Source organism: Desulfuromonas versatilis (assembly GCF_019704135.1).
Lineage (GTDB): Bacteria > Desulfobacterota > Desulfuromonadia > Desulfuromonadales > NIT-T3 > Desulfuromonas_A > Desulfuromonas_A versatilis.
The window spans coordinates 1867926-1889570 of the sequence record NZ_AP024355.1 but is presented as its reverse complement, the minus strand read 5'-3'; the positions used below and the strand labels follow the sequence as shown (position 1 = coordinate 1889570).

General features: G+C 62.6%; 24 protein-coding genes. 10 read left to right on the top strand and 14 right to left on the bottom strand.

Annotation, left to right across the window (positions count from 1 at the left end; all coding sequences use genetic code 11):
- Nucleotides 1-49: 49 nt before the first annotated feature.
- Nucleotides 50-1354 carry a TolC family protein gene (locus DESUT3_RS08300; protein WP_221252015.1) on the bottom strand — a complete coding sequence of 435 codons (1305 nt, stop codon included), beginning with the start codon at nucleotides 1352-1354 and terminating at the stop codon, nucleotides 50-52.
- 488 nt (nucleotides 1355-1842) lie between these two features.
- On the opposite strand from DESUT3_RS08300, the gene DESUT3_RS08295 reads away from it, so the two are divergent.
- Both DESUT3_RS08295 and DESUT3_RS08290 read left to right on the top strand, forming a co-directional pair.
- Nucleotides 1843-2226, top strand: a complete 384-nt coding sequence (locus DESUT3_RS08295; RefSeq protein WP_221252014.1) for a C-GCAxxG-C-C family protein — start codon at nucleotides 1843-1845, stop codon at nucleotides 2224-2226.
- Between the two features lie 45 nt (nucleotides 2227-2271).
- Complete coding sequence (locus tag DESUT3_RS08290; RefSeq protein WP_221252013.1) at nucleotides 2272-3177, top strand: sulfurtransferase; 906 nt, start codon at nucleotides 2272-2274, stop codon at nucleotides 3175-3177.
- Nucleotides 3178-3260: 83 nt separating this feature from the next.
- Here DESUT3_RS08290 and DESUT3_RS08285 read toward each other — a convergent pair whose 3' ends face one another.
- Entirely contained in the window at nucleotides 3261-3458 is a 198-nt protein-coding gene (locus tag DESUT3_RS08285) for a CsbD family protein (protein WP_221252012.1), read from the bottom strand.
- A gap of 121 nt (nucleotides 3459-3579) precedes the next feature.
- Between DESUT3_RS08285 and DESUT3_RS08280 the strand changes: the two genes are divergently transcribed.
- From DESUT3_RS08280 to DESUT3_RS08270, 3 genes are all read left to right on the top strand, one after another.
- Nucleotides 3580-3783, top strand: coding sequence for a hypothetical protein (locus DESUT3_RS08280; RefSeq protein WP_221252011.1), 204 nt, complete (start codon nucleotides 3580-3582; stop codon nucleotides 3781-3783).
- A complete protein-coding gene (locus DESUT3_RS08275) occupies nucleotides 3784-4050 on the top strand; it encodes an OsmC family protein (RefSeq protein ID WP_221252506.1) in 267 nt (88 codons plus the stop codon).
- Nucleotides 4051-4130: 80 nt separating this feature from the next.
- Nucleotides 4131-4655: a TrmH family RNA methyltransferase gene (locus tag DESUT3_RS08270; RefSeq protein ID WP_221252010.1), complete on the top strand. Its 525-nt coding sequence runs from the start codon at nucleotides 4131-4133 to the stop codon at nucleotides 4653-4655.
- Nucleotides 4656-4789: 134 nt separating this feature from the next.
- Here DESUT3_RS08270 and DESUT3_RS08265 read toward each other — a convergent pair whose 3' ends face one another.
- Nucleotides 4790-5434, bottom strand: coding sequence for a hypothetical protein (locus DESUT3_RS08265; protein ID WP_221252009.1), 645 nt, complete (start codon nucleotides 5432-5434; stop codon nucleotides 4790-4792).
- A gap of 292 nt (nucleotides 5435-5726) precedes the next feature.
- Here DESUT3_RS08265 and DESUT3_RS08260 point away from each other — a divergent pair, with 292 nt between their 5' ends.
- Together DESUT3_RS08260 and DESUT3_RS08255 are read left to right on the top strand one after the other, a co-directional pair.
- A complete protein-coding gene (locus DESUT3_RS08260) occupies nucleotides 5727-7124 on the top strand; it encodes an MBOAT family O-acyltransferase (RefSeq protein ID WP_221252008.1) in 1398 nt (465 codons plus the stop codon).
- Nucleotides 7125-7145: 21 nt separating this feature from the next.
- Nucleotides 7146-8384, top strand: a complete 1239-nt coding sequence (locus DESUT3_RS08255; protein WP_221252007.1) for a hypothetical protein — start codon at nucleotides 7146-7148, stop codon at nucleotides 8382-8384.
- On the opposite strand, the gene DESUT3_RS08250 is transcribed toward DESUT3_RS08255, so the two are convergent.
- The 4 genes from DESUT3_RS08250 to DESUT3_RS08235 form a co-directional block, all read right to left on the bottom strand.
- Entirely contained in the window at nucleotides 8381-9169 is a 789-nt protein-coding gene (locus tag DESUT3_RS08250) for an FRG domain-containing protein (RefSeq protein WP_221252006.1), read from the bottom strand. The two genes, DESUT3_RS08255 and DESUT3_RS08250, sit on opposite strands and share 4 nt — an antisense overlap.
- A gap of 46 nt (nucleotides 9170-9215) precedes the next feature.
- The gene (locus DESUT3_RS08245; protein ID WP_221252005.1) at nucleotides 9216-10130 is read right to left on the bottom strand and encodes a glutaminase; all 915 of its coding nucleotides are present in this window, start codon (nucleotides 10128-10130) and stop codon (nucleotides 9216-9218) included.
- A 98-nt stretch (nucleotides 10131-10228) separates the two neighbouring features.
- Complete coding sequence (locus DESUT3_RS08240) at nucleotides 10229-10501, bottom strand: hypothetical protein (protein WP_221252004.1); 273 nt, start codon at nucleotides 10499-10501, stop codon at nucleotides 10229-10231.
- 60 nt (nucleotides 10502-10561) lie between these two features.
- Nucleotides 10562-10942 carry a hypothetical protein gene (locus tag DESUT3_RS08235; protein WP_221252003.1) on the bottom strand — a complete coding sequence of 127 codons (381 nt, stop codon included), beginning with the start codon at nucleotides 10940-10942 and terminating at the stop codon, nucleotides 10562-10564.
- Between the two features lie 217 nt (nucleotides 10943-11159).
- Between DESUT3_RS08235 and DESUT3_RS08230 the strand changes: the two genes are divergently transcribed.
- A complete protein-coding gene (locus DESUT3_RS08230) occupies nucleotides 11160-12854 on the top strand; it encodes a potassium channel family protein (protein ID WP_221252002.1) in 1695 nt (564 codons plus the stop codon).
- A gap of 12 nt (nucleotides 12855-12866) precedes the next feature.
- Here the strand turns inward: DESUT3_RS08230 and DESUT3_RS08225 are convergent, their stop codons facing one another.
- The 5 genes from DESUT3_RS08225 to DESUT3_RS08205 all read right to left on the bottom strand — a co-directional run bounded on the left by DESUT3_RS08225 (nucleotide 12867) and on the right by DESUT3_RS08205 (nucleotide 16672).
- On the bottom strand, nucleotides 12867-13130 hold the full coding sequence (locus DESUT3_RS08225) for a nucleoside triphosphate pyrophosphohydrolase family protein (protein WP_221252001.1): 264 nt from the start codon (nucleotides 13128-13130) through the stop codon (nucleotides 12867-12869).
- 159 nt (nucleotides 13131-13289) lie between these two features.
- Complete coding sequence (locus tag DESUT3_RS08220) at nucleotides 13290-14231, bottom strand: DMT family transporter (RefSeq protein WP_221252000.1); 942 nt, start codon at nucleotides 14229-14231, stop codon at nucleotides 13290-13292.
- A 219-nt stretch (nucleotides 14232-14450) separates the two neighbouring features.
- A complete protein-coding gene (locus tag DESUT3_RS08215) occupies nucleotides 14451-14972 on the bottom strand; it encodes a GNAT family N-acetyltransferase (protein ID WP_221251999.1) in 522 nt (173 codons plus the stop codon).
- A gap of 22 nt (nucleotides 14973-14994) precedes the next feature.
- The gene (locus tag DESUT3_RS08210) at nucleotides 14995-15591 is read right to left on the bottom strand and encodes a DUF2845 domain-containing protein (protein ID WP_221251998.1); all 597 of its coding nucleotides are present in this window, start codon (nucleotides 15589-15591) and stop codon (nucleotides 14995-14997) included.
- Nucleotides 15592-15637: 46 nt separating this feature from the next.
- The gene (locus DESUT3_RS08205; protein ID WP_221251997.1) at nucleotides 15638-16672 is read right to left on the bottom strand and encodes a DMT family transporter; all 1035 of its coding nucleotides are present in this window, start codon (nucleotides 16670-16672) and stop codon (nucleotides 15638-15640) included.
- A 759-nt stretch (nucleotides 16673-17431) separates the two neighbouring features.
- Here DESUT3_RS08205 and katG point away from each other — a divergent pair.
- Together katG and DESUT3_RS08195 are read left to right on the top strand one after the other, a co-directional pair.
- The gene (gene katG / locus DESUT3_RS08200) at nucleotides 17432-19723 is read left to right on the top strand and encodes a catalase/peroxidase HPI (protein ID WP_404827039.1); all 2292 of its coding nucleotides are present in this window, start codon (nucleotides 17432-17434) and stop codon (nucleotides 19721-19723) included.
- A 349-nt stretch (nucleotides 19724-20072) separates the two neighbouring features.
- Nucleotides 20073-20381, top strand: coding sequence for a hypothetical protein (locus DESUT3_RS08195; protein WP_221251996.1), 309 nt, complete (start codon nucleotides 20073-20075; stop codon nucleotides 20379-20381).
- 196 nt (nucleotides 20382-20577) lie between these two features.
- Here DESUT3_RS08195 and DESUT3_RS08190 read toward each other — a convergent pair whose 3' ends face one another.
- Nucleotides 20578-21225, bottom strand: coding sequence for a transposase (locus tag DESUT3_RS08190; protein WP_225911656.1), 648 nt, complete (start codon nucleotides 21223-21225; stop codon nucleotides 20578-20580).
- Nucleotides 21215-21598, bottom strand: a complete 384-nt coding sequence (locus tag DESUT3_RS08185; RefSeq protein WP_221251995.1) for a hypothetical protein — start codon at nucleotides 21596-21598, stop codon at nucleotides 21215-21217. Before DESUT3_RS08185 ends, DESUT3_RS08190 begins: the two co-directional genes overlap by 11 nt.
- Nucleotides 21599-21645 lie beyond the last annotated feature (47 nt).

Genomic DNA, 21645 nt, shown 5'->3' with positions numbered 1-21645 from the left:
ATTTGCACAAGTAATCATTAAATCCCGTCTTTGAAACATAGAAATCTGGTCAATCCCCCAACTCCCCCCCCACCAGCGCCTCGAGCCGCGCCACCGTCATCTGGTGCTCGGCGAGCATGCCGTAGTAGCTGCGCTCGTAATTGTAGAGCCGGGTCCAGCTGTCGAGCACCGCCTCGAAATCGACCTTGCCGACCTGGTAGCCGGCCAGGGACGACTCGAGCGACTGGCGCGCCTGGGGGATGATGCCGTTCTCGTAGAGTTCGACCAAAGAGTCGGTGCGTTCGAGCTGGGCCAGCGAATCGGCGATCCCGGAGCGGATGCTGTTGCGCAGATTGTCCAACTCGTGCTGGGCCATGCGGACTTCCGAAGAGGCCTCGGCAACCATCGCCTGGCGCCGCTCCCGGCGCACCGGCAGGTTGATGGTGATCCCCGCCCCGTACATGTCGAACCCCTCCTCCCCCATGGCCGGGTCGCGCTGCATGTATTCGAAACTTGCGATCAGGTCCGGGAAATACTCCCTCTCGGCCAGCCGCCGCTGGGCTTCGCCCTTTTCCACGCTGGCACGCAGCCCCTGCAGGGCGGGCCTGAGTTCCTCGGCCGTTGCCAGCAGCTCTTCCGCGGCTTTCCCAGGGCGCACCAGGCTGAATTCGGGGACCTCGCCGACAGGGCTCTCCGCGGGCCGGAACAGCAGGGCGTTGAGGGCAGCGTGAAGACTGCGGCGCTGCTGCACAAGGCCGGTCTTGACCTCCAGCAGCATGGAGCGCTCCAGCTGGGCGCGGTAGATGTCCTGCTGGGCACCGACGCCCACCGCGTAGCGGGTCTCGGCGCTGGTCACGAAATCCTCCATGACCTTGAGGTTGCGCTCGAGCACCTCCAGCGAACGCTCGACGAAAAACAAACGGTACCAGTTCTCCTTGACCATGGCCGCCAGCTCCAGGCGCCGCTCGGCGATGTTCCAGCGGTAAAACTCGGCATCCTGCCGGGCGACTTCCTCGCGCAGCGCCAGTTTGCCCCAGAAGGGAAACTGCTGGGAGATGCCGACCACCTTCTGGGTCATAACGTCGCGGTTGAAATTGAGCGGGTCGCGAACCAGGCCGTTGTCGATGCGCAGCATCAGCATCGGGTCTTCGAGCGATCCCACCTGGGCTATGCGTTGGCGGAACGCCTGCCAGCGGGCTTCCGAAGCCTTGTTTTCCGGGTTGGAGGCCAGCGCCGCCGCCATAAGCTCGGGCAGGCTTCCGGCTCCGGTCGAAACCGCCGGCGAAGCCTCGGAGGGCCGATCCCCGGCAAGAACCAGGGCAGGCAGAGCCAGGACCGCCAGAGTGGCCAAGAAAAGCGTCAGAAAATTTTTCATCGAGTCAAGTCTCCGAAACTGGGGGCTCTCACCAAGGAGTGACAACCCTGGTCTAACGCTGCATCCGTCCTTGGCCTGCTTTCCCGCTGGCAAAAGCAATGCCAGAAAACAAAAGGCCATTTTGCCGGCATTCGGCCTTCCCTCCGGCGGCTTTCCACGGGGTCACTGGAGAAATTTACCCTACAGCTTGTAGAAATTTACACACCAACCCGCTTATTCCCCACCTCTGATGCGGGTTTTTTCGGGCGGCTCTCCAGAGCGCCATGACCTCCGGTATTTTAACAAAATTTTCAGTAGTTTGGGATACCAGCAGAGTACTCCCCCGAGTCCCTAAGTCGTCCCTCCAAAGCTTTTCCCACGGATTTGGTAGTTTTTTTCTTGCTTTTTAATTCCCAGTGGCTTAGTTTTTTACAGACATCATTACCACACTACTTAGATCAACTTACGAGGCGCCAATGCTGGGAAAACTTGTCAGATTCAGAAAGCCCTTGCCGTTTACCGCAGAAGGCAATCCACGAGAGATCGCCGGACAATATTACGACTCCGGGCTCAACTGTGCCCAGTCCGTCCTCCGGGCGACCACCGGCCGCGCCGACGAGGAACTGATGGCCATCACCAAGGCCTTCGGCAGCGGAATCGGCGGCGCCAAATGCCTCTGTGGGGCGGTCAACGGGGGGGTGGTCGCCCTGGCAATCAACGGGCGGGGCGAGCTGGCCGCCGAGTTGGTGAAACGCTTCAAGGAGAAAAACCGCGTTACCTGCTGCTCGGCCCTGACCCGTCCCTTTCGCTGGGGTAGCAGCGAGCACCTGGCCAACTGCCGGGCCCTCACCGCCGAAACGGCGGAAATCGTCGCCGCACTGCTTGAGAAATAGAGCATTTCGATGAACCGGAAAATTGTTAAAAAAGGAGATTGTCCCATGCACAACAAAGGATTCGTCGCCGCCCTGGCCCTGCTGGTCACCCTGGCCCTGGGTTCCATCACCACCGCCAATGCCGCCCTGCAGGATTATTTCGTCTCCAGCGATTGGCTGGCCAAGCAACGCTCCCAGGTCACCGTGGTCGACGTGCGCGTCGCCCCGCTCTACCTGCTGGGCCACGTCGACGGCGCCCTGCACATCGACAAGGAGAATTTCCTCTTCACCCGCAACGGGGTAAAAAGCCTGGTTCCCACCGTCGCCGAGTTCGAGGCGCTGATGGACCGCTTCGGCATCACCCCCGACACCACCGTGGTGGCCTACGCCGAGGACAAAAACCCCTATTCGGCCCGTTTCATCTGGACCCTGCGCTATCACGGTCACGAAAAGGCCTACGTCTTGGACGGTGGCTATGAAAAGTGGAGCAAGGAGAATCGCCCCACCGCCATGCTGCCGACCCCGGTAACCGCCGGCAGCGGCTACAAAGTCCTGGGCGCCAGGGACGTGCGCGCCGAGGCGGACTACATCCTGACCCGGCTCAACAACCCCGACACCATCGTTTGGGATACCCGCAAGCAGTCCGAATACGAGGGGAGCGAGGTCCGCGCCGATCGCGGCGGGCACATCCCGGGTTGCCTGCACCTCGACTGGGTCAACCTGCAGAAAGAGGTCGACGGCGTGCTGGTGCTCAAGAGCGAGGCCGAGATCCGCGAGATGCTGAACCAGGCGGGCATCACCCCCGAGCGCGAGATCATCGCCCATTGCCAGACCGGCATCCGCTCCTCCTACGCCACGCTGGTTCTGCTCGGGCTCGGCTACAACGTCCGCAATTACGACGGGTCGTGGATCGAGTGGGCCAACAACCCCAACCTGCCGGTAGCCCTGCCCAAGAAGGTGGCCGAGAACTGAGCCACGGGTTTACTGCCTGAAACGGCAACGGGGCGTCCCCATATGGGACGCCCCGTTGCTATTTTGGGGAGCAGACACATCACTCACTGGCGCTCGAGCCATTGCGCGGCCTCTTTCTCCGCTTCCTCGCGGTTGAGACCGTATTTGGCCTCCAGGCGGCCGATCATCCGCTCCCTGCGCCCTTCCAAAAAGGCTTTCTGATCTCCGGTCAGTTCGCCCCAGAATTCCCTGGCCATTCCCTTGGCCCGATCCAGTTGCCCCTGCCACAGCGGGTTGGTCATGACGACATCCTCCTTTTCCCGAGGTGGCTCCATTATACCACCCGCCGCGGATTGACAATCGCCCCCGAAGCGTTAGCTTTCAAGAAGAGCCCCCCGTTGATTCGCAGGGAAAGGAGTGGCGATGGAAGACATCATCTACATATCCCAATGTCGCATCGAGAGGCAGAAGGGGCCGGCCCGGCTGGCCTACCTGCCGGCGGAGTCCGAACCGGTCAGGTTCGGCGTCCACGGCCCGATCGCCGAGCACTACGGCATGCGCCCCGAGCAGGTGGCCGAGCCCCATGCCACCACCCTCGACTACGTGGTCGCCGCCGCCGGCGGCTGACTGACCGGCACCTTCGGAGGCGCGCTGGAGGCGCGTCAAATAGATGCATCGAATGGCAAGCTGAGCGCCGAGGTCCGGGGGGAAATCGGCAAAGAGAAAAACGTCCTGGTGATCCGCCGCATTCACGTCGTCTACCGGCTCAAGGCCCCGGCCTCGGCCAGGGAGACCGTCGAGCGGGTCCACGAGGTTCATCAAAAAAGCTGCCCGGTCTATATGTCGCTCTACAAGGGGATCGACATCACCACCGAGTGTCGGATGGAAGACTGAGCGGGCCCCCCATTGGCACTTGCCTTCGCCCCTCCTTTTCAGGTTTAATACCTGCATCCAAGCCTGCCGGGAGGGCGCGAATGAAGGCCAGAACCAAGGACATCCTGCTGCGCTACGGCAAGGAGCGCCAACGCAACCTGTTGGCCCGGCCGGGGGTTCACGACTACGTTGTCGTCCTCGACAGCCTCAAACCGGGGTTCAATATCCCCAAGGTCTTCCGCAGCGCCGAGGCCCTGGGCGCCCGCGAGGTTCACCTGATCGACATCGGCCCCTTCGACCCGGCACCCGCAAAGGGGTCGTTCCGCAAGGTTCCCGCCCGCTTCCACGACAACTTCCAGGGGTGCTGGGATGCGCTGCGGGCCCAGGGCTACGACCTGTTCCTACTCGACCCCGCCGGAGAAAACCCCCTTCCCGCCACCGCCCTGCCTGGCAAAAGCGCCTTCGTCTTCGGCCACGAGGAGTGGGGGTTCAGCTTCGATCCCGCCAACTACCCCGGACTGCGGCGGCTGGCCATCCCGCAGTACGGCCAGGTGCAGAGCCTCAACGTCAGCATCGCCGCCTCCATCGTCATGTACGAGTACGTGCGGCAGCACGGCAGCCGCTGAAAACCCGCAAATAAAAAGGGGCCTCGACAGGGCCCCTTTTCACATGTTGGCTATCGGCTCCACTCCAGTAGCACCTGCCGAATCGATTTGCGCGAATGATCACCGCTTCCTTTCTTTCATGTTTGCGGAGGGGTTCAGGGCTTGCCGGCGGAAAAATCCCGCGAATACCACCGCGACCAGCTGACCTTGGAGAAATGAATTTTCGGCAGGCCCGGCAACTCGGGGTGGCGCAGGGCCCGGGAGAGATCCAGGATCATGATCTCCTGGGGGGGCAGCGTCGGTTGGGCGAAGATCAGCGTGAACTGGTAGGGGCCGCTGGTGTCGTCGAGCACCATCGGCTTGGCCACGGGCTTCAGCTCGGCCTCGGCCGGCCCGGGGCCATGATGAACCAGGGCGCTCTTGAGCGCGTATTCCTGCTCGCCCACGGTCAGCACCAACTGGGCCGGATCGAACAGAAAGCCGGGGCGCTGGATGTTGACGATGGTCTTGATCTGCAGCGGGTCGCCCAGCTTCCAGCCGAAGGTGGGTTTTTCCCGCACGCTCAGGTAGACCGGCAGAAGCGGCACCTCGCGGCCGATCCAGAAAGCCTCGTGGGTAGTGGTGGTGTTCTTCACGTCCACGTAGATCGAAACGCCGCTGAAATCCAGGTACTTGTCCGCTTCGGGCTGGTTCTCTCCGAAATAGGGGACGCTCTCCACACCCCGGACGTAGCCGAGGCAACCGCCGAGAGGCAGCGCCGCCAACACCAGGCCGAGCCAGACCAGGACAATTCTCTTCACCAGCAGACCTCCCCTGCAACCGCCGCCAGATTCACCACCACGGTTCGCCACCAGTTCCCCCTCGGGCCGCTACCCCGCCGTTCCCCCGAGAAGCAGCCGCCCCCTATGTTTTACCATCTGCCGCGGGGCTTTCCAGCCGGAAAAAGCATTTTCCTTTCCCCCCGACCGAAGCCCGTTTTGTCCTCATTGCAACTATTTACCTGAAATTCATCCATTTTCCAAGCTTCGGGTTGATCTGCGGCCCCGCCGGGGCTACAATCCGCCGGATCGACGTCAACCTGGAGGGCCAGCCATGCTGTTCAATTCCCCGGTCTACATTTTCCTGTTCCTCCCCCTGGTGCTGGCTGGGTATTTCCTGCTGCTGCGCTATCGGCTGGTGCTGGCCGCCAAAACCTGGCTGGTCTTCGCCTCGCTGTTTTTCTACGCCTACTGGAACCCCGTCTACCTGCCGCTGATCGTCGGCTCGATGCTGGTCAACTACGGCATCGGCACGGTGCTCGGCCGCCCCGAGCCCACCGGCCGGCGGACCCTGTCCAAAAAGGCCGTGCTGCTCGGCGCGGTCGGCCTCAACCTGGCGCTGCTCGGCTACTACAAGTACGCCGACTTCTTCCTGGTCAACCTCAACGCCATGGCCGGCAGCGAATTTTCCCTGCTGCACCTGGCGCTGCCCCTGGCCATAAGCTTTTTCACTTTCCAGCAGATCGCCTACCTGGTCGACAGCTACCAGGGGCAGACCCAGGAATACGACTTTCTCAACTACTGCCTGTTCGTCACCTTCTTCCCCCAGCTGATCGCCGGCCCCATCGTCCATCACAAGGAGATGATGCCCCAGTTCGAGCGGGTGCGCGGCAAGGTGCTCAATTACCGCAACCTGGCCACCGGCCTGTTCATCTTCGCCCTGGGGCTGTTCAAAAAGGTGGTGGTCGCCGACACCTTCGCGGTCTGGGCGAGCCTCGGCTTCGACCAGCTCTCCGAGCTGAGCTTTCTCGGGGCCTGGACCGCCTCGCTGAGCTACGCCCTGCAGCTCTACTTCGACTTCAGCGGCTACACCGACATGGCCATCGGCTCGGCCCTGATGTTCAACATCGTGCTGCCGCTCAACTTCAACTCCCCCTACAAGGCACTGAACATCCAGGATTTCTGGCGCCGCTGGCACATGACCCTGAGCCGCTGGCTGCGCGATTACCTCTACATCCCCCTGGGGGGAAACCGGCGCGGGCCGCGCCGCACCTACGTCAACCTGTTTCTCACCTTCCTGCTCGGCGGCCTCTGGCACGGCGCCGGCTGGACCTTCGTCGCCTGGGGCGCGCTGCACGGTGCCGGTACCGCGGCCCACAAGTGGTGGCAGGATCGCGGCCTGCGCCTGCCCCGCTGGCTGGCCTGGCTGCTGACCTTCAACTTCGTCAACTTCGCCTGGGTCTTTTTCCGCGCCAAGAGCTTCGACGACGCCCTCAAGGTGCTCGAAGGGATGTTCGGCCTGAACGGCTTCGCCCTGCCCGAGGCCTTCGACGACTACTCGCTGAGCCTGGCGCTGGTCTTTCTCGCCGTGGCTGTGCTGGGGCGCAACTCCCTGGAACTGGCGAAAAACTTCGCCCCGACCTGGCGCTACGCGGCGGTCACCGCCGTTCTGGCGGTCTGGAGCATCCTCAGCCTCTCGCGGGTGAGCGAGTTTCTCTATTTCCAGTTCTGATCCGACTCGAGGCAGCCATCCATGCATTCGTATAAAACCTGGACCCGCAACCTTCTGTTGAGCGTCGCCCTGCTGCTGCCCCTGGTGGGGCTGGGCAACTACCTGGTAGACCCCTATGACATCTACCGGGCGCTGCGCACCCCCGGCTTCAACGCCAACAAAAACATCGCCACCAAGCACTCCCGGCTGAGCAAGCCCTGGCTGGTCGAGCACCTGCGCCCCCGGGCCCTGGCCTTCGGCTCCTCGCGCACCGAGGTCGGCATCGATCCCGGCCACCCCGGCTGGAATCCCCAAGCGGGGCCGGCCTTCAACTTCGCCCTCGGCGGGGCCGCCATCGAGGAGATCGCCGGGCGCTTCGAGCAGGCGCAGGACTCCGCACCCCTCAATCAGGCGGTGATCGGCCTCGATTTTTTCATGTTCAATGCCTTTAACCACAACCCGATGAGCGAGCCCGGCGACGGTTCCAATCTGGACAGCCTGGACTACCTGCTGTCGACCCTGTTGACCGTGGACGCCGTCGCGGCCAGCTTCGACACCCTGCGCAAGCAGAACCCGGTCAGGTACCCCGGCGTGCGCCCCGACGGGATGATCGAGGAGAGCTTCAATGAACGCCGGGTCGCCAGAAACGGCCACCGCAGCGGCTTCCAGCGCATCGAATCCCACTTTTTCCGGGACAACCTGTTCCCCCGCCCGGCCGGCAAATATGCCTTCGTCAACCCCGAAACCGGCCTGGACACCTTGGAGCAGTTCCGGAAAATCATCACCCTCGCCCGCGCCCAGGGCATCGACCTTAAGCTGTTCATCTCCCCCGCTCACGCCCGGCTGCTCGAGGTGATCGACCAGGCGGGGCTCTGGCCACAGTTCGAGCAGTGGAAGCGGCGCCTGGTGGAGGTGCTGGCCAAAGAGGCCGGCGGCCACCCCGACCGCCAGCCCTTCGTTTTGTGGGATTTTTCCGGCTATAACTCGGTGACCAGCGAAGAGGTGCCCGCCGCGGGGGACACCGCCACCCGGATGCGCTACTACTGGGAGAGCTCCCATTACAAGCGCCAGGCCGGCGATTTGGTGCTCGACAGGCTGTTCGCCTACAACTCCCCGGAGCGCAGCGTCCCCGCCGATTTCGGGGTCGTCCTCACCCCCGCCAACCTCGAGGCCCACCTCGCCGCCATCCGCGAGGGCAAAGCGGCCTGGCAGGCCGCCCACCCCCAGGACCGCGCGGAGATCGCCGCCAGCCGTCAGGCGGCGGGCCTGCCCCCGCGCTAGCGCTTGGGGCTGTAGTGCCGGGTCAGCCACTTGCTGAGCCCGTCCAGGCCGGGGAACAGCACCCGCTCGGTGATGTTCGACTGGTCGAGCTTGTCGCGCACCTCCCACTTGAGCTCGGCGGGGATGATGATCTTGCGCCAGATCTCCGGATGCCTGGCCAGCCAGGCGTCCACCCCCCGCCGCGGGTCGGACATGATGGAGAAAAAGGCGAACTGGTTGACGATGCGATCCTCCATGGAGGGAGGCTCGAAGAACAGCAGAGAATCGTCCTGCGCCAGGGCGTCCAGGACATCCAGCGAGGTCACCGCCTGGTCGAGCATCTCCACGGTGAACACGTTGGCCCCCTCCTGGGCCAGGCGGTTGCCCAGGGCGGTGGGAAGCAGCTGGTGGGCCTGCACGTAGTTGACCGCCCAGATGACGCCGTCGGTGGAAAACTTCTCGATGTTGGCGGTGGCGAAATGCATCGCCACCAGCGGCGAGTAGGTCCAGTCGAGCAGCCGGGTCGGCAGGCCGAAGTGCTGGGCCACCGACAGCCAGTGCCACAACGAGTCGCGCTCGACCACGTTGCGGTGGGCGTATTTCTTGAAGTTGCGCAGGATGTGCCGCTCCACCGTCACGAAATCCCCGCCCATGCGGATCAGGGTGGTCAGCAGCGGATACCCCGCGTCGGAGAGCCCGCGAAAGGCATTGCGCGAGCGAAAGCGCCCGAGCCGCTCGCTCCAGGAGTCGGCAAACAACTCCTCCTGCAGCTGGTTCCAGCTTTCGACGCGGATTTCGTTGTTCATACCCTCGGTCAAAGTTCCCTCCGGCTCATTGCGCCCTGACAACACCCTAAAAGATGGAAATTCCGGTCTTGGTGGTAAACAGCTCCAGGGCCTTGGTCCCCGCCAGGGAATTCCCGTAGGGGTTGAGCCCGGGCGACCAGACGCAGACCGCGAAACGCTGCGGCATCACCGCGGCGATCCCGCCGCCGACGCCGCTCTTGCCCGGCAGCCCGACCCGGTAGGCGAAATCCCCGGCCGCGTCGTAGACCCCGCAGGTCAGCATCAGCGAGTTGATGTATTTTGCCTGGCTGGGGGTTGTCACCTGGCGCTCCGTCGCCGGGGAGAAGCCGCCGTTGGCCAGGTAGAGAAAGGCTTCCGCGAGATCGGCGCAGCTCATGGCCAGTGAGCAATGGTGGAAATAGGCGTCCAGGACCTCCTCGGCCGGGTTCTCGAGATTGCCGAAGCTCTTGATGAAATGGGCCAGGGCGGCGTTGCGGTGGCCGTGTCCCTTCTCGGAGCGGACCACCTCGGGGTCGAAATCGATGGCGGGGTTGCCGGAAAGCTCGCGGACGAAATCACGCACGGTCCCCTTGGCATCGCGCAGGCGCGAGAGGATGACGTCGGTGACCACCAACGCACCGGCGTTGATGAAGGGGTTGCGCGGAATGCCGTTTTCGTACTCGAGCTGCACCAGGGAGTTGAAGGCCGTCCCGGAGGGTTCGCGCCCCACCCGCTGCCAGAGCCCGTCGCCCACCAGGGTCATGGCCAGGGTCAGGCTCATGACCTTGGAGATGCTCTGGATGGAGAAAGGTTCGGCGGCGGCGCCCACCTGGAAAAGCCGGCCGTCGACGGTGCGCACCGCCATGCCGAACCTGGTGATGGGTACGCAGGCGAGCTGGGGGATATAGGTCGCCACCTCCCCCTGGCGCAGAAACGGGGTGATTTCGGACTGGATTTCCTCGAGAATCTCCTGGTAATCCACGTTGACAAACGCTCCTTATCGGGGGCCCTGGCATCACGGCGGCCCGGCTGCGTCGGGAAAATCCCGATCCCGGTTGAATCGATTGCCCGCGGGTGGCTCTAATCCTTCTCCACCGGCAGGGGCTCGAGCTTCTCGTGGCAAAATTCGCATTCGGTCGACTCGAGGGTGATCGTCTTTCGGCAGTGGGGGCAGTAGCGCATGCCGTAGAAAATCAGGTTTTTTTCCGCGGGTCGCATGGCGATGGCGTGAAAGATGGCAAAGGGCAGCAGAAGCATCCCGTAAACCCACCAGACCAGGAAATTGCGACCCTTGCCCGTGGCAATGTAGGCGGGCAGCAGGCCGAGCAGCAGGACGACGAAAAACAGTTCCATGATTCCAGACCTCCTGAGGTGGGAAAAACCGGCCGTGACAATTGAGGCGGCCCCGGGCAATCACTTGGCGGACGGCTCGGGATCCTGTCCCTCTCCCGCCCTCAGCCTGACCCTGAGTTCGCAGACCTGCAGCCGGGCCAGGCACAGATCCAGAAAGATATCCTGCGCCCGCTTCACCAGGCGCTCGTTCTGCTCGAGAAACACCCGCTGGAAACTCTCCTCGATTTCGTGGAACTGCTCCGGGCTCAGCCCCGGGGGAAGGGGCAGCACCACTTCGAATTCCCGGTCGTCGTAATACTTGGCGACCAGGTGCTTCAACTCCTCCTTCATCGCCAGCAGAACCGCGGGGTCATCATGGATCAGCTTGGATTCGATGATCTCCTCGATCTTCCTCAGGTTCCAGGCCCTGGAGCCGGGAAATTGGATGACCTTGCCGCCCATGAGCGTCCCGTCCCGCGCCGGTGTTGTCGCAAGCAATAGAGTTTATTGAAATTTTACACCAAATCCGGGCGGATGTCGGGTTCGACCCCGCAGAAGGAGGAAATTAACGGTGCGGCAGGCGCCTGGCGGGCGACGCAGAGGGCAGAGGAAAGGTTGACGGCCGCCGGGCATGATGGCATAGTCAAACCCAACTCCCTGATATCTGGATGACTATGGAATGAAATCCCTGGCGGCGGAACTGGCCTATTTCTTTCGCGGGCGGGCCAGGCAGAACCTGAAGGTCCTGCTGCTCTACTGCGCGTTTCTGGCGGGGATGATCCTGATCTACGCCACCCTGTTCCGGTTTCTGATGTGGAACCTGGAGGGGCGCGAGTTTACTTTCATCGCCGGGGTCTACTGGACCATCACGGTGATGACCACCCTGGGGTTCGGGGACATCACCTTCCACAGCGATCCCGGCTACATTTTCGCCGCGGTGGTCACGGTCTCGGGGGTGGTCTTCCTGCTGATCATCCTCCCCTTCGGGCTGATCAGCCTGTTCCTGGCTCCCTGGATCGAGCACCGGCTGCGCTACCACCCTACCCTAGAACTGCCGGAGGAGACCTCGGGCCACGTGGTCATCTTCGGCCTCGACCCGATCACCCGCACCCTCATCCGCAAGCTGCAGACCCGCAACATCCCCTTCGTGGTGGTCACCGGAGCCTACGAGACGGCGCTGCGCCTGGAGGAGGAGGAAGGCTTCCGGGTGGTGTGCGGGGCGCCCACCGACCAGAAGGTGCTGCAGGGGGTACGGGTCGGCTCGGCCCGCTATCTCATCGCCAACCTCAGCGACCCCGAAAACGCCAACCTCTGCCTGACCATCCGCTCCTTCTGCAAGACGCCCATCGCCTGCGTGGTCAACGAGCCCGAGCACGCCGAGCTGCTGCGCCTCTCCGGCGCCAACCAGGTCATCCCCCTGCACAAGATCCTCGGCCGCTACCTGGCGACCCGGGCCACCACCCGGGGAGCGCTGGCCCACGTCATCGACTCCTTCGGCAGCCTGCAGATCGCCGAAATCCCAGTGCACGGCACCCCCTTCGTCGGCCAGACCCTCGAACAGGCCGCGATCCGCCAGCGCACCGGGCTCTCGGTGATCGGGGTCTGGGAGCGCGGCGCCTTCACCACCCCCTCGCGCGAGACCCTGCTCAACCCGGGAGCCCTGATGGTGATGGCCGGCACCCGCGAGCAGCTCGAAGCCCTGGAAGCACTCACCGGCGAGCAGAGCGCGGAGGACCTGGTCTTCATCCTCGGCCACGGGCGCATCGGCTGCGCCGCGGCCAGCTTTCTGGACCGCAAGCCGGTCCCCTTCATCCTCGTGGATCAGCAGGCCAACCCCGACTGCGCCGAGCACATCCCGGTTATCGGCGACGCCACCGGCCGCGGCCTGCTGAAGCAGGCCGGCATCGAAAAAGCCAAGGGCCTGATCGTCACCACCAACGACGACAGCACCAACATCTTTCTCACCCTGGCCAGCCGCCACAGCAACCCCAACATCCGCATCGTCGCCCGGGCCAACCGCGAGGAGAACGTCGACCAGCTCTACGCGGCGGGGGCCGATTTCGTGGTCTCCAACGCCTCGGTGGGGGCCAACATCCTGACCAACATTCTCGAGTCCAAGGAGTCGGTCTTTCTCACCGAGGGGATCAACGTCTTTCGGCGCCCGCTGCCCACCGCCCTGGCCGGCAGGACTATTTCCGATTCGCGCATCCGCCCCCAGACCGGCTGCTCCATCGTCGCCCTGGAACTCGGCGAGGGGGAAGAGCCGCTGATCGTGCCGCCGCCCGAAACCCTCCTCGAGAAGGGGATGGGGCTGATCCTCATCGGCAGCCCCGACCAGGAGGCGAAGTTCAACCAGGCCTTTTTCAGGGATTGACCTGCGATTGGGCTATTTTTCGAGCAGCTGCTGCAGCTTGGCGAGTTTTTCATCGATGGCGGCCTCGACCTTGCCGGGCCCGAACATGTAGGTCAGCTGGCCGACCATCAGGGTCACGTCGGCCAGTTCGTTGACCACCTCCTGCTCGCCGACCTTGCCGCGCCGAAAATGCTTGAGCACGGCGATCAGCTCGGCGCACTCCTCCACCGCCTGGTCGTACTGGGCCTCCGCTCCCCACTTCTTCAGGGTCGCCTGGTAAATCTTCGCGTGTTTCATTCCAAATCCCAACCTTCCGCAAAACAGCCATCAATTCGCGTCCCCTCCCCCTCTGCAGGGGGAAGGGACCTATAAAATCATCATTTTGAGGCACCTCTCCTTCAAGGGGAGGGTCGGGGTGTGGTCCACCCGGATCTATCCAAATCGCTCCGAACCCTCTCAGGATCCGGCGTACTGGGCCCGCAGGTAAAAGGTCAACCCCACCAGGGTCAGCGCGATCCCCGCCGTTCCCCAGGGCCCGGGCAGAGCCCCCTGCAAAAAGAGCACTTCGCCGAGCAGCGAAAAGACCACTTCGCTCGACTGGGTCGAATCGATGGCGGAGATCTGGTAGGCGTCCGATGCCAGGTGGCGGGCGTGCAGGAAGAGGCCGGTGGCCACCACACCGGAGAGCAGCGCCACCAGGGCGGTGTTGAGCCACTGGTCCGCTGAGGGCGCGGGAGGCCGGGTGACAAGGATCAGCAGCAGCCAGAAGGGCGCCGAACCGAGGGTGAGCAGCGCGATGCGGGCAAAGGGGTTAGCAAGGACCGGATCACCGATGTCGGGGATCAGGCCCTGCCCGCCGCGCTGCGCCTCCCAGACCATCTGGTTGCCCAGGGGATAAGCCAGGGCGGCGATCAGCACCGGCAGTCCACCGAGCACCACATCCTTCAGGGTCGCGGTTTCGGCCAGGTCGAGATTGACCAGGATGATGCCGGCGAAAATCACCAGGATGAACAACAGCGCCCGGGACGGCACCCTCCGGCCGAAGGCCAGCAGCACCAGGGGCGAGGCCAGGATGGTGGTCTGCCAGGTGGTGGCCACCACCCAGCCCGGGGCGTAGGAGGCGCTGAAACAGATCAGGGAATAAAACACGCCGAAGCCGGTGGTCCCCGCCAGGGTCCAGAAGACCCAGTGCCGGCGGAACAGCGCCAGCACCTCGCCAAGGGCCCTGGCCTTGCCGCAGGCGCAGCAGCCTACCCCCAGAAACGCCAGCATATAGAGGTAACGCAGGCTCGCCGACCACACCCAGTGCCCGCCTTCGAGGCTCATGGCCCGGTTGAGGATGAAGGTGCTGCTGAAAAAGGCCGCGGACAAAATCCCGAGGGCAATGAGTCGAAACACGGCGCAATCCCGGTGGTGGAAGAATTAAGGGGAGAACGGCGGCGGTTTGGGGCTGAGAACCGGCATTCGCCCTGGATTCTCTTCCTCGCCCCGCCACCAGGGCGCGACAGGATAGCACGACAGCCGGCCCCGGCCCAAGCCTGATTTCTACCCCCGCGCTGCCGGCAGCTGCCGGGGCCGCCGGGGGCGAGGGGGGATATTTTTGCCCGGCCAGCGCGATTACAGCTCGAGGCGAAAACCGAAAACGGGGAGATCCTGCTGGGTGAAATCGAGATCCTCGGAACGGCGAAAGCCCATCTTTTCATACATTTTCCAGGCAACCTGCATCGCTTTGGTGGTGTGCAGGATCACCTGGCGATGTCGGTGCTGCCGGGCGAGCTCGATGCAGGCGTTGGTCAGGGCCTTGCCCACCCCCAGCCCCCGCGCCTCGGGGTCGACCCCCAGCAGGCGGATGCCCGAGGCGTTTTGCATGGCCGTCGCGGTGCCGCCCGAACCGTACTGCCCCATATCGGCAAAATAGACCACCCCGCCCAGCAGCAGCCCCTCGGCGGAGAGGGCGACCAGCACCCGGGTGGAAGGGCGCTCGGCAAAGCGCCCGACGTTGGCCAGCAGCTCGTAGTACTCGGGCTGCTCCTCGACGCTGGGGAAGCCCTCCAGCTGCGAGTAGACCCGGACCAGCAGGCCGCCGAAGGCAGCGAACTCCTCGGCACGGATGTCGCGGATGGTGATGGAAGTGCTCATGGAATTCCTCGCGGGCACAGGTTCACTGCCTGGGGCCGTCCCCGACCTGGACCAGCCGGCCGGCCTTGAAGGTGAGGATCTTCAGAAAGGTCTCCGGCCCGAAATCGTAGGTCCACTGCTCCACGTTCTCCTCGGTGGTTTGCAGCGCCCCGTCGCCGGTCTCCTGTCCGGCGGGAAAGACAGTGGTGGTTTCGATGCGGACCAGTTCCTTGTAGGCGGGCGTGCCGTATTTTTCATAGATCTCGGCCTGCGAATCCCCCAGCGAACCCAGAAACCGCCCGGGTTTCGCCGAACTTCCGGAAACCCGCGCGCCATCGCTGATGGCGACCAGCCTGCCCCCCTTGAAGGTGAGGACCTTCAGCAGGGTGCCTTCGCCCTGGTCGTAGACCATCTGCTCCACGGGGACCTGCTCCGAGCGGGCGCCCTGGGCGCCCGGCTCGCTGGCGGTCTCGACGGCGACCAGGTTCTGGAAAAGCGGCTCGCCGCATTTGGCAAGCACCTCGGGTTTGCTCTCCCCGATATCGACCAGGCTGCCGTTGCAGCGCATGGCCCAGGCGGAAGCGGACAGAGAGCATAGCGTCGCCACAACGGCGACGGCCGACCAGGGAACCTTTTGCATGGCGGGTACCTCCTGTTGAGGATTTTACAGGCGATTGCTAAAGTATTCATCCATTTATTTTTGAAAGACGCTTCCCCTTACGCGTCCGTTCCCCCACAGACCGAGAGCCTCGGCCGGCTCCTCCGGGGTCGTCCTCGTCTCGCATGGGGAAAGCATCCCGCCCTCCGGGCTGCCCGCCTCCCCGGCCGCTGCGATATAGAAGCCAGATCGCGGCGAACAGCAAGACCGCACCGAGCAGCCCCAGGGAGCCGAGCCGCTCGTCGAAGATCAGCCAGGCCAGGACCGTCGCCGTCAGTGGCTCGATCAGGGTGAGGATCGAGGCCGAGGTGGCGGGGATGTAGCGGATGCCGCAGAAAAACAGCAGGTAGGCCAGGGCGCTCGGGACCAGCCCAATATACAGCAGCCCCGCCCAGACTTCCTGCGGGTAGCTTGCGCCCATGCTGCCGAGGTCGGCAAGGGGCAGCAGGGCAAGCCCCCCCGCCCCGAAAGACACCGCCGCGGACAGTGCCGGATGGTAGCGGCCGCCCAGCGATTTGCCCAGCAGGGTCACCGCGGCATAGCCGGCCGCCGATCCCAGGGCCAGGGCGCAGCCCACCAGCAGCTGGGTCTGCTCGCTCTGCCCCTGGGGAAACCCGACGAGACAGGCGGTCCCCGCCAGGGCGCTGGCCAGGGAGGCCCAGGCCCAGCGGTTCAGCCGCTCCTTGAGAAAGACCGCCGAGGCCAGCGCCACCAGCACCGGGGAAGTGCAGAGCGTCACCAGGGTGGCGATGCTCACCCCCACATACCCGATGGCGGAAAAATAAAAGACCTGGTAGCCGGCGAGCATGCCGCCGATGAGGGTCATCCGCAGCAGGTGCGGCGCGCGGATGTTGAACCCGGCCCTGCCGATGGCGAACCAGGCCACCAGGGCCAGCGCCGGAAAGGCGATGGCGAGACGATAAAAGCCGACGGTAATCGCGGAAATCTCCGCCTGGTGGAATATGGCCTGGGTGCTGATGCCGACCGTTCCCCAAAAGAAGGCCGATACGGATACGAGCAGAATGCCGCGCCGGGTTCCGGCGGCATGAATAGTGTCAGGCATGGTAAGCCCCTTTCAAGAAAATGTGGAGCCATGTCCTGGGGGCGAGTCCGAAGTGAAAATACCTGGCCTGAATGATCCTCTGGAAAATCCAGGGCGAACCCATGGGTTCGTCGGTGATTTTCTATGGCTCGGGCAGAACTGGCGGATCCGGGAATCTTCTCGAGGAAGGGACCGGGCGGACCAATAGCGTCCGTCTGGGATGGCAACGGTTAGGGTGGGAAAACGTTGGCGCCCTTCCTCGACTCAGTTGTCGGAAGGGACCGGAGGGGGGGTGGAGTAATTAGGCATGGCAACCTTGCGGGATAGAGTCGGCGAACGAAAGAACTCAACCTTGCAACAGGAAAAACCTTAGCAGAAGGGCCGGTCTGCTGCAACAGGGGATTTGCCGGACAGGGGATGTGAGTTAAGCGGCGGGTCGTGCCATTGAAACTGAGCCCCATTCGCAAACAGCCCAAAACCTTGCTCTTACTCTCTCGCTCCCTTACTCCAGGTATTTATCTGGATCATTCAGCCAACGACAGCCACGGCCAAATCACCGGCAGGCCGGGGTATCCCCATGGCAATTTAAAAAAATGGTACAATTAAATTCGCTTAAATTTTACCACACCTGAAATGCGCGTCTGCAGGCAAAGCGCAGGCAACACCTCGTTCCCAGTATTTTTCCATTCCGGGCTGACTCCCAGGGATGGGCAGGTATCCGACTTCAAACTCCTCCAACCTCGCTGCAGCTGCAGCCACAGAACAAACGGGGCAAACATGATGAAAAAAATCAATTTATCCATGACCACAGCATTGGCCGGAGTTTTAGCTTTGCTCCTGGCACCCCAGAGCGCCATGAGCGAGGAGTCAAAAACAATCAGCAAACCCGCAGGTGCCGTCGGATCCGAAATGGCGGCGGCGGACCAGCCGCGATCCAATCTATTCTGGTGGCCCGATCAGCTCGATCTTTCGCCCCTGCGCGACCATGACGCCCGCTCCAATCCGCTCGGTGCAGATTTCAATTATGCCGAGGCCTTCAAGAAACTCGATCTGGAAGCGGTGAAGAAAGATATCGATGCGCTGCTGACAACCTCGCAGGACTGGTGGCCGGCGGATTTCGGCAACTATGGCCCGTTTTTCATCCGCATGGCCTGGCACAGTGCGGGCACCTACCGCACGCTGGATGGCCGCGGGGGTGGCGGTGGCGGACAGATGCGCTTTGATCCCCTCAACAGCTGGCCGGACAACGGCAACCTGGACAAGGCGCGCCGCCTGCTGTGGCCGGTGAAGCAGAAATACGGCGAGTCTCTTTCCTGGGCCGACCTGATGATCTTGACCGGCAATGTCGCCCTGGAAAACATGGGCTTTGCAACCTACGGCTTTGCCGGGGGCCGCGCCGATGACTGGGAGCCGGACCTGGTTTACTGGGGGCCCGAGGTGACCATGCTGGCCAGCGAGCGCCAAGAAAAGGATGGCGGCTTGCTGCGGCCCCTGGGGGCGACCCACATGGGCCTGATCTACGTCAACCCCGAAGGGCCGATGGGGCAACCCGATCCCGTCGGTTCGGCGAAAAACGTGCGCATCACCTTTGGCCGCATGGCCATGAATGACGAAGAAACCGTGGCCCTGATCGCCGGCGGGCACACCTTCGGCAAGATGCACGGCGCGCACAAACCAGGCGATTGCCTGGGGTCCGAGCCGGCGGCGGCTGGGCTTGAAGACCAGGGGCTGGGCTGGAAGAACAAATGCGGCCAGGGCCATTCGGAAGACACGATCACCAGCGGCCTGGAGGGCGCCTGGACCCAAGCGCCGACGCAGTTCACCACCCTTTATCTGTCCAACCTGCTGAACAACGAATGGGAGCAGACCCGCAGCCCCGCCGGAGCCATCCAGTGGGTGCCCAAGGACAAGGGCCTGCACACTGCGGTGCCCGATGCCCATGTGGAAGGAAAGCGTCACCCGCCGGTCATGACCACGGCGGATCTGGCGGTGAAGGTTGACCCGGAATACAAAAAGATCGCCGAGCGTTTCCTGGCCAATCCGGAAGAATTCAAAAAGGCCTTTGCCAAAGCCTGGTACAAGCTGACCCATCGCGACATGGGGCCGCGCGCCCGCTACCTGGGTGCGAACGTGCCCACCGAGGTGCTGCTCTGGCAAGACCCGATTCCGGAGATTGATTACCAGCTCATCAGCCAGGAAGATGCCGACGGGCTCAAGGAAAAAATCCTCGCCTCCGGCCTCGAGGTGCCGGAACTGGTGCGTGCCGCCTGGGCATCTGCCGCCAGCTTCCGCGCCTCCGACATGCGCGGTGGCGCGAACGGCGCGCGCATCCAGCTTGCACCGCAGAAAGACTGGGAGGTCAACAACCCGGCTGAACTGGCTGAAGTGTTGAAGAAACTGGAGGCCATCCAGAAGGATTTCAATGATTCGGCCTCTGCGGGCAAGAAGGTTTCCATGGCCGATTTGATCGTTCTGGCTGGCGCCGCTGCCATCGAGAAGGCGGCTGGAGATGCCGGTGTTGAAGTGGCCGTCCCCTTCAACCCGGGTCGCGCCGATGCAACTCAAGCGCAAACGGATGTCGAGTCTGTGGCGGTCCTCGAGCCGAAGGCCGATGCCTTCCGCAACTACTTCAACAAGCAGGAAAGCTATCGCTCGCCGACCGAAATGCTGGTCGACAAGGCGGATCAGCTGAACCTGACCGTGCCGGAAATGACCGTGCTCATTGGCGGCATGCGTGCCCTGGATGCCAACACGGGCGGCACGCAGCACGGGGTTTTCACCGATAAGCCGGGCACGCTGACCAACGATTTCTTTGTGAATCTGCTGGATATGTCCACCCTCTGGCGCAAAGGGCCAACCGATGGCGTGTATGAAGGCGTGGATCGCAAGACCGGCCAGGTGAAGTACACCGCAACACCTGTCGATCTAATCTTCGGCTCCAATGCAGAGTTGCGGGCCGTTGCCGAAGTTTATGCGTTCGACAATGCAAAAGAACGTTTTGTGAAAGACTTCGTCAAGGCCTGGGCCAAAGTGATGCAACTCGACCGCTTTGACCTGAAGCAGAAAATCTAGTTTTTGATTTCTGTGGGAGCTGTGGCAGGGGGCCTGCCACAGCTCCAGATTCACCAAGATCAACAAACAAAAACCCGGGAGAAATCAGGAGCAGGCCATTCCCTACCCCACCCATGCTCGGCGGCGCAAGGCCCGGGTTCCTGGCCAAGTCTCTGGCGTCCCCCTTCCTCAGGGTAGCCTTCGCTTGCGGACCAAAGGTGGTAGAATGCAAGCATGCATGCGACTCTCACCTCCCCCCAGCAGCACTTTTCCGGCCATCCCGCCATGGGGCGGTAGCTCCGGGCCTATCGAGAAAACGGGGGGCAGCTTTCCAGGTTACGAATAAGAGATAGTGGAAAGGGGAAATTGTATGAAGAGAAAGAGAGTTTTATCGGCGGCGCTGATTTCAAGCTTTGTGATGGGTGTCCTACTGATGAGCGTGGACCCTGCTTCAGCCAAAGACGATGGTGACCGGACCCGTTTCACCGGCCTGGTGGAGTCCATGCCTGAAGGACTGCACGGCACCTGGATTATCGGCGGCATCGAGGTCACGACGAGCCCGCAAACTGAATTCGACCAGGAGGAAGGCCCCTTGCACGTCGGCGGTTGTGCCAAGGTCGATATCCGCGCAGGCATCGTGCATGAGATCGACAGTGAACCGATCACGGATTGTCGGTGAATGGGGCACAGTAGACCTGTTCGATTCTATTCGTGTAGGGTGAAGCTTTTCTCTCCCTAGCGATACTTTTAGTGCAGACGGGTCGGGTGCAGCCGGGGTCGGACCACGCCAACAACTTGAAATATAACGTTAAACGTCCAAAAGATAGCGGTTATCGGGGCTTAGAAGGCCCATTTCAAGCAGTTGGAGTTGGGGGTCAGGCTTCCAAGTTGCCCGAAAGACACTTCTCCGCAAAGCCATCGTCGCCGATGATCCGAGGGTCATCTTCCCCGCGGTGAAACTCACGCGGGAGGTCAACACCCAATCCACCGAGAATGAAGGTCAGGTATCCGGCACGTGCCGCTGCGGATGTTTTTCCAAACTGCCTGAGCATCCAGTCAGTTGTCAACCACGGAAGGGATTCGTTGCCGAGATAGCAATTGTGGCCACTCCAGGGATATTCCTTGGGATCTCCAACCATACCGGCACGCACTGGGTTGAGATGGATATATCGGACCAACTCCAGCAGATAGCTGTCACCATCTACCAATACGGCCTTGTAGCGCCCCTGGAACAAATGCCCGGATCTTTTTTCGCGCCTGTTGATCCAGCGGGTAAAACGAAAAGCGAGATTTTGCATTCCGCGGGACAAGGGAATGTCGCCAACTTGCACGGCAAGATGGACATGATTGGTCATCAGGCAGAAGGCGTGAACCCGATAACCAAACCGGTTGGTGCCCTCCTGCAGCAGAAGATAGAAACGGTAGCGGTCATCATTATGGAGAAAAATGGGTTGGCCGCCGTTGCCGCGAAGAATGACGTGATAAAGTCCACCAGGGAGGTGTATGCGTGGTTTACGGGCCATTGTGGAAATATATCTCGGTCGAAAAACTTGTCAACTTGGAAGCCTGACCCCCTGACTTGGCGATTTCCTCGGCGCTGGTCAGCCCCGGCTCGACGCTGAACAGCTCACCGCCGCATTCTGGGCATGCGGTGAGCGGTTCGCCTGGCGACGACAGCTCGCCGGAAGGCCTGGGAGGGGGGACAATGCGCCGCTGGTGGCGACGGTCATCAAACCAGGCGAACAGCATGGCGGCTCCCCAGAGGATGGCGAAGGCGATGAGCACCTTCCAGGTCCAGAAGATGGCCAGCAAGGCGACCAGGCCGTAGATGAAATAGATCGGGGAGAGGGTGAAGCCTCTGCCGTCCGCTCCGGTTGGTTTGTCTGGTTTGCTCATGTCACCCCTTCGAAGTTGGGGGTCAAAGTTGGGGGTCAGGCTTCCAA

What these genes read in the sequence shown, in the direction of transcription:
- DESUT3_RS08300 (WP_221252015.1), bottom strand. Translation starts at nt 1,354, where the DNA reads ATGAAAAATTTTCTGACGCTTTTCTTGGCCACTCTGGCGGTCCTGGCT.
- DESUT3_RS08290 (WP_221252013.1), top strand. Translation starts at nt 2,272, where the DNA reads ATGCACAACAAAGGATTCGTCGCCGCCCTGGCCCTGCTGGTCACCCTG.
- DESUT3_RS08285 (WP_221252012.1), bottom strand. Translation starts at nt 3,458, where the DNA reads ATGACCAACCCGCTGTGGCAGGGGCAACTGGATCGGGCCAAGGGAATG.
- DESUT3_RS08280 (WP_221252011.1), top strand. Translation starts at nt 3,580, where the DNA reads ATGGAAGACATCATCTACATATCCCAATGTCGCATCGAGAGGCAGAAG.
- DESUT3_RS08270 (WP_221252010.1), top strand. Translation starts at nt 4,131, where the DNA reads ATGAAGGCCAGAACCAAGGACATCCTGCTGCGCTACGGCAAGGAGCGC.
- DESUT3_RS08260 (WP_221252008.1), top strand. Translation starts at nt 5,727, where the DNA reads ATGCTGTTCAATTCCCCGGTCTACATTTTCCTGTTCCTCCCCCTGGTG.
- DESUT3_RS08255 (WP_221252007.1), top strand. Translation starts at nt 7,146, where the DNA reads ATGCATTCGTATAAAACCTGGACCCGCAACCTTCTGTTGAGCGTCGCC.
- DESUT3_RS08250 (WP_221252006.1), bottom strand. Translation starts at nt 9,169, where the DNA reads ATGAACAACGAAATCCGCGTCGAAAGCTGGAACCAGCTGCAGGAGGAG.
- DESUT3_RS08240 (WP_221252004.1), bottom strand. Translation starts at nt 10,501, where the DNA reads ATGGAACTGTTTTTCGTCGTCCTGCTGCTCGGCCTGCTGCCCGCCTAC.
- DESUT3_RS08235 (WP_221252003.1), bottom strand. Translation starts at nt 10,942, where the DNA reads ATGGGCGGCAAGGTCATCCAATTTCCCGGCTCCAGGGCCTGGAACCTG.
- DESUT3_RS08230 (WP_221252002.1), top strand. Translation starts at nt 11,160, where the DNA reads ATGAAATCCCTGGCGGCGGAACTGGCCTATTTCTTTCGCGGGCGGGCC.
- DESUT3_RS08225 (WP_221252001.1), bottom strand. Translation starts at nt 13,130, where the DNA reads ATGAAACACGCGAAGATTTACCAGGCGACCCTGAAGAAGTGGGGAGCG.
- DESUT3_RS08215 (WP_221251999.1), bottom strand. Translation starts at nt 14,972, where the DNA reads ATGAGCACTTCCATCACCATCCGCGACATCCGTGCCGAGGAGTTCGCT.
- DESUT3_RS08210 (WP_221251998.1), bottom strand. Translation starts at nt 15,591, where the DNA reads ATGCAAAAGGTTCCCTGGTCGGCCGTCGCCGTTGTGGCGACGCTATGC.
- DESUT3_RS08205 (WP_221251997.1), bottom strand. Translation starts at nt 16,672, where the DNA reads ATGCCTGACACTATTCATGCCGCCGGAACCCGGCGCGGCATTCTGCTC.
- katG (WP_404827039.1), top strand. Translation starts at nt 17,432, where the DNA reads ATGAAAAAAATCAATTTATCCATGACCACAGCATTGGCCGGAGTTTTA.
- DESUT3_RS08195 (WP_221251996.1), top strand. Translation starts at nt 20,073, where the DNA reads ATGAAGAGAAAGAGAGTTTTATCGGCGGCGCTGATTTCAAGCTTTGTG.
- DESUT3_RS08190 (WP_225911656.1), bottom strand. Translation starts at nt 21,225, where the DNA reads ATGGCCCGTAAACCACGCATACACCTCCCTGGTGGACTTTATCACGTC.
- DESUT3_RS08185 (WP_221251995.1), bottom strand. Translation starts at nt 21,598, where the DNA reads ATGAGCAAACCAGACAAACCAACCGGAGCGGACGGCAGAGGCTTCACC.